At 21.6% G+C, this 5,412-nt stretch carries 8 protein-coding genes (1 of these 8 only partly in view); 1 reads left to right on the top strand and 7 read right to left on the bottom strand.

Annotated elements, in window-relative coordinates:
• The 7 genes from EHV01_RS03000 to EHV01_RS02970 form a co-directional block, all read right to left on the bottom strand.
• Positions 1-464: part of a spiroplasma phage ORF1-like family protein coding region (locus EHV01_RS03000; RefSeq protein ID WP_423246775.1), annotated on the bottom strand (this coding region is incomplete at its 3' end). The annotated region extends 17 nt beyond the left edge of the window; the window shows 464 of its 481 annotated nt.
• 179 nt (positions 465-643) lie between these two features.
• Positions 644-880, bottom strand: coding sequence for a hypothetical protein (locus EHV01_RS02995; RefSeq protein ID WP_422066140.1), 237 nt, complete (start codon positions 878-880; stop codon positions 644-646).
• Positions 880-1,212 carry a hypothetical protein gene (locus EHV01_RS02990; protein WP_422066139.1) on the bottom strand — a complete coding sequence of 111 codons (333 nt, stop codon included), beginning with the start codon at positions 1,210-1,212 and terminating at the stop codon, positions 880-882. Before EHV01_RS02990 ends, EHV01_RS02995 begins: the two co-directional genes overlap by 1 nt.
• Positions 1,213-1,229: 17 nt before the next feature.
• On the bottom strand, positions 1,230-2,243 hold the full coding sequence (locus EHV01_RS02985) for a hypothetical protein (RefSeq protein ID WP_422066143.1): 1,014 nt from the start codon (positions 2,241-2,243) through the stop codon (positions 1,230-1,232).
• A 503-nt stretch (positions 2,244-2,746) separates the two neighbouring features.
• A complete protein-coding gene (locus EHV01_RS02980) occupies positions 2,747-2,950 on the bottom strand; it encodes a DUF2649 family protein (protein WP_422066138.1) in 204 nt (67 codons plus the stop codon).
• A 228-nt stretch (positions 2,951-3,178) separates the two neighbouring features.
• A complete protein-coding gene (locus EHV01_RS02975; RefSeq protein ID WP_422066137.1) occupies positions 3,179-3,403 on the bottom strand; it encodes a hypothetical protein in 225 nt (74 codons plus the stop codon).
• Complete coding sequence (locus tag EHV01_RS02970; RefSeq protein WP_422066136.1) at positions 3,403-3,549, bottom strand: hypothetical protein; 147 nt, start codon at positions 3,547-3,549, stop codon at positions 3,403-3,405. Before EHV01_RS02970 ends, EHV01_RS02975 begins: the two co-directional genes overlap by 1 nt.
• Positions 3,550-5,315: 1,766 nt before the next feature.
• On the opposite strand from EHV01_RS02970, the gene EHV01_RS02965 reads away from it, so the two are divergent.
• Positions 5,316-5,412, top strand: a 97-nt coding sequence (locus tag EHV01_RS02965) for a lipoprotein (RefSeq protein ID WP_422066142.1), incomplete at its 3' end; no start/stop codon positions are given.

The following is a 5,412-nucleotide window of genomic DNA, read 5'->3' as shown; positions in this document are numbered from 1 at the left end:
CTTCAATTATTAAAACTTTTATATATTATAATATATCATCCAGTATCTCTTTCAATATATTTATTTGTTATTAATTTTCAATTGTCTTCATTAAATTTTACTTGTTGTAAATCTTTAATACTTTGTTGTATTTGTAATGATTTACCTTGAATTAAAGTACTCCGTAATTCATATTTTTTAAAATATGTATACATAAAATTTGTTAAATCTTTTAAAAAAAATTTTTTATCAACATTATAAAATCTATTTAAATTATATTGTTTAACACAGTTATCTCAATTTTTATATAACTCTAAAAATTTATCACTTGGTTTATCAAACACAACTCCAGTTGCATAACTGTCTTTTAAAAAATCTAGATATCAATTTTCATTATAAATTAATGACTTTGAAGTTTTTAAAATTGGGTTAACAAAATAATTTGTATCACTTCAATTTTCAAAAAAACTGCTGCGTAAAAACATTGTGTTAATAAAATCTTCTTCATTAATTTTAAAATTAGTACTACGCTTTTGTCTAACAATTTCATTTTTAACTTCACCTTTTTCTAAAAAAGAAAAGGCATTTAACTGAACAAACGAAACAAATAAAATTGGTAAAGTTAAAAATCAAACTAAAAATCTTTTCATTATTTTTCCACCTCCTAACTATATAATGTTTTTGAAATAATAAATCATAGAATATAAATTCCTGAAATAGTTTGCATAACTTCGTGTGAAAATAAAACCGCTAACTTACCAGCAACTTTTAAAAACCAATCATTAGAATTATATAAATTCATAATAATATTTGTTACACCTGATAATTGATTAATAAGTATCGTAATAAATCCAGTTCCAAATATTGCAACAGCAACAACAAACAAAATTAATTTAATCATTATTTATCACCTTGTTTTTCTTTTTTATTTTTAGAAAAATATTTATCATCAGGACCACGAATAGAACCTCTAATAGTACCACCATACAAATTGCTAACTTGATTTTTAACAAAAGAACCAAGTTGGTTATATTGTGTTGATGTTCCATGAATAGCATAAATTGATAAATCCACTACCATTATAAAAATTAAAACATAAAAAAGTGAAACACTTGTTAAAGGAATTTTAATTTCCATCATTAAATCAAAAACAATCATCGTTATTGTCACAACAAACGAAAATAATTTTTCTCATACATCGTTATTAACTTGTTCTGATAAAAAATTAATCATAATTATTTTTTTCCTTTCTAACAATTTTGTTTTTCTTTTTTAGGTTCTAAATTTTTTTTCAAAATATCAATATCAAATAAATCTAAGCGTTCTTTATTTGTTAATTTAAAAATATCAAATCAATAGAAATCTTCTTTATTTGTTATCTCATCATTTTTTAAATCACGAATAAAACTTAATCAATAACTATCATATTTATTTGCAACCTCTAATGGAATAATAATTTTAAAAAACCGAATCCCTAGGCCATCACTAGACTTATAACGAGTTCGTTTACCATCAGCCAATCGTTCAACTGATTTTTCTTTTCACGCTTGATAATCAGCGATATCTTGAAAAAATCCTAATGTTAAAATAAATGATTGATTAAAAATTGAAAACAATTTATTTTTACTTCGCTTAGGTTTTTTTAAACTCAATGGAATTAAAATCGCATTTGATAACTGTCGAATATTATTTCACAACATACCTTCTCGTTGTGCTGTAAACAATGCACGATGTTTAAGATGCCTTGCTCCAACAATTCACGGAATCTTACCAGCATGTTTTTCTTTTTCTTTATCTGGACTTGTTCCATCAAGATACAAAAAACTTTCATCAAACAAAATTAAACTATCATCTGGTGGAATTATTTTTTTTCTATCCTTAAAATCTAAATTATTAAAAGTTAAAATCCTAACGCCTTTTTCTTCAATAGGATAATTACTATAAATATTTTCTGTCAACAATTTCATAACTCGTGATAAATAAGTTAATAATAATGTCTTACCCATTCCTAACTTTCCAATAATAATTGATAACGGACAATCTCAAAGAAGATATATCAATGAAAAAATAGTTAACTGATATTTAATATTTTTTGATAATCAAAAACAAAAGTAAAAAAATTGTGCTGCAAATAAAAATCAATAAAATAATCCTTGATTAAATTTTAATGACAATAAAAAAATAATTACATAAACAAAATTGAAATATAATAAACTTAAATTTATATAACAAAAATTTTTCATCACAAGAATTAATTTTTTAATTTTCATTTATGTTTACTCCTTTAAAAAAATATTTATTATGCTTTTACAGTTTTGTCTCCCCATAAATTTAATTCCTAAAAATGTTATAATTACTTTGAAAAACATTTTTAAAACATTTTTAAATAGAAAGGAAAAAATAAATTATGATAAAATTTTTTTTAAATATGGATGACCAATAATAGAACTAATTGGTTTTATAATAAATCCATTTAAAAAACCATTTTTAATATTAGATTGTTTAATATGAATAAATAACAATATTTCTAATATAACAATTGATAATATAATCTAAATAATAATACTTGGTTCCATAACAGGATTAATAATAATTCCACTTTTAAAAAATATTATTTTTAAACTTATGAGGAGAAAAAACTATAAAAGCATTTAAAATAGTCGTCTGTAGCGCATCGAAATATTTTTAACAACATAAATATCAAATAATAGCAATTAATTCAATAGAAAATCAAATAATAAAAAGTCAAAATTTATCATCCCTCATTTTAAAATACCCTAATAAGCTTAAAAGTCATTCATAACATAAATCATGTTAAAAACACTATTACAATTCACACACCAATCATTAAAATAAAATAATTAGTTTGTGACAACGATAATAAAATAAAATTCTCTATCTTAACTTTATCTATAAACAAAAATACATTTACAAATAACTTCTGTAATTGTTCTCAATGTTGTCCTAGCATCGTGAACCAACCATTCTAAATATTCAAAATATTACTTTTAAAAATACACCAAAAAATAAAATTAGAAACATTACAAATGATATCATATATAAAAATTCGGGAGCATCATTACCAATAATATAAGTTATAAACTTAAACCAATAATCGTATAGGCTCATAATTTAATCCCCTTCTTAAAACATTTTTAACTCCCCCACCCTTATTTTTCAACGATAGGGGAGTTAAATTCTATGAATGAAATCTAAACAATTTAAGAATTTTATAAAACAATCATGTTAAAATTCCAAATGCTATTGGTAACATAATTACTCACGCTTCACCCATAAATGTCATCATCTCAGGCATAATTGAAAATAAACCATCTTTAATTTGTGCCATTGCTTTTCCAATACCTGAAAACATCGATGTAACACCACTAGACATAGTAGCAGGTGTTTCTACTAATAAATTCATTAGTTATCACCTTCCTTTGCTATTTCCTTTTTATCTTTTCTCATTTTTTTTATTTCCAGTATTCTACGATATATTGTTAAACCAATAGCAATAAAACTACCTATAACAATAACACTGAAAATAAAATATGACAATCAAGTCGCCATAATTTTTCTCTCCTATCTAATTTATACTCTTACAAACTAAATTAATTATTTTTCTTTTTTAATTTCAACAATATTATCAATATGTTCTAAAATACCTTTTACTTTTTCAAAACCATATTTTTTATATAAAGTTTTTAAAATATAAAAATCTTTAATATTCATAATACATCAATCTCCTTAAAAAAATAATTAATACATTTAATAATTAATAATAAGATAAATTGAATAAATACAACTTAAACTATTAATAATTAATCATAAATATTTTTATTAATATTATTTCTCTTTAAAATTTATCAAAATAAATCTAATAAAAAAATTAAATTTATAACTAATATTAATATTTACTGGAACTTCAAATTGTATTTATAACAATTTTAAATATTAAGAATTACTTATAAATTTAATTTTCATTAAATATTAATAACCTTAACAATTTTATTATACTAAAAAACTTTAAAAAAATCAATAAAAAAATACCAATTGAAGTTCCAGTAAAATTGGTATTTTTTTATTGATGTATGTTGTTGCATACTCATATATATTATAACAATTAATAAAATATATACAACTATATAAAAAATACCTTTAATTTAAAGGTATTTTAATATTAATTACTAGCAAATAAACAATAAACAAAACAAAAACAATTAATAAAATATCTCATAAATGCAACAACAAAATAAATTATTTATTTGCTATATTAATTATAAATCAAAAAAACTCGCTTCGCTCGTTTTTGCTTCGCAAAATAACATTGTTTTATTATACATTATTCAGATAAATAAAAAAGGCACGACATAAATGTCTCCGTGCACTTTTTTATTTCCCCTTTTATTTATTATTTTATTCCTTTCTTTAATTAAAATAATTTTTGTTAATAACTATGCAATTTTTAGTCATTTTATAATATAATATAATTAATTAGAAAAACTTAAATTTATAAGTAATTCTAATATTTAAAATTGTTATAAATACAATTTGAAGTTCCAGTAAATATTAATATAAATTATAAATTTAAGTTTTTATTTAAAAATTACAAAACTTAAAAAATAATATTTAGCGGATTGATTGTATAAATAACAATAATCCTTTTTTATTAATTAAAACTTTATATCTAAGTGAATAAACACTATAAAAAAGCCGGCCTAGGCAAGCGCATTATTAGGGCGTGAGAAAGTATGTAAATAGGCGTTGGTTATTGTAAAATAACTAAACGATAGTGGTAATAAGTGCAAGGTCAACATCGAACCACAATAAATATAGAGATGGACACTTTATAAATAAATTTGCGATAGATATTACTTCTTAGAAGTGACAGCGGTTTAAAAACCACAAAGTCAGCATTAGGCTTTTCAAAGTGCAAGTGAATTTATTTTAAAAACTGAACGTAGTCTTAGTTGACAGTGGATGAAAAGGTATAGCTATACGGTGTTTTCTGTCTAAATACAAAATAAATAACTATATTGAATTATTTAATTAATTCTCGTTTAATTAATTCTCGCTTTGACACTTTCACTTAAAGGTGAGTGCCGGCGAATAAAATCATTTATTATTATATTTCAATTTTGTTTTTATAAAATTGTTTGAAAGATAAAACACTTTCTTTTTATTTCTATCTCTTTTTTACAAATAAAAAAAATATTAATCATTCTTTTAAAAACAATTAATATTTTTACAATTAACAGAAAAATACATTAATGTATCATATTAAAATTATAACAAAAAATAAGATAAAATATATATAATCAAAGGAGTAAATTAACATGAAAAAAATATTATCGATTTTAGGAACAATATATTTATCTACTATAATATCAACCAATATTATTGCTTGTAATCCAACAAACGAAAACAAAAAAC

Origin of the sequence: Spiroplasma sp. hy2 (genome assembly GCF_044714365.1) — a bacterium.
Taxonomy (GTDB): Bacteria; Bacillota_I; Bacilli_A; order Mycoplasmatales; family Mycoplasmataceae; genus Spiroplasma; species Spiroplasma phoeniceum.
Note: the sequence above shows the minus strand (reverse complement) of the source record. Positions and strands in the feature narration are given on the sequence as shown.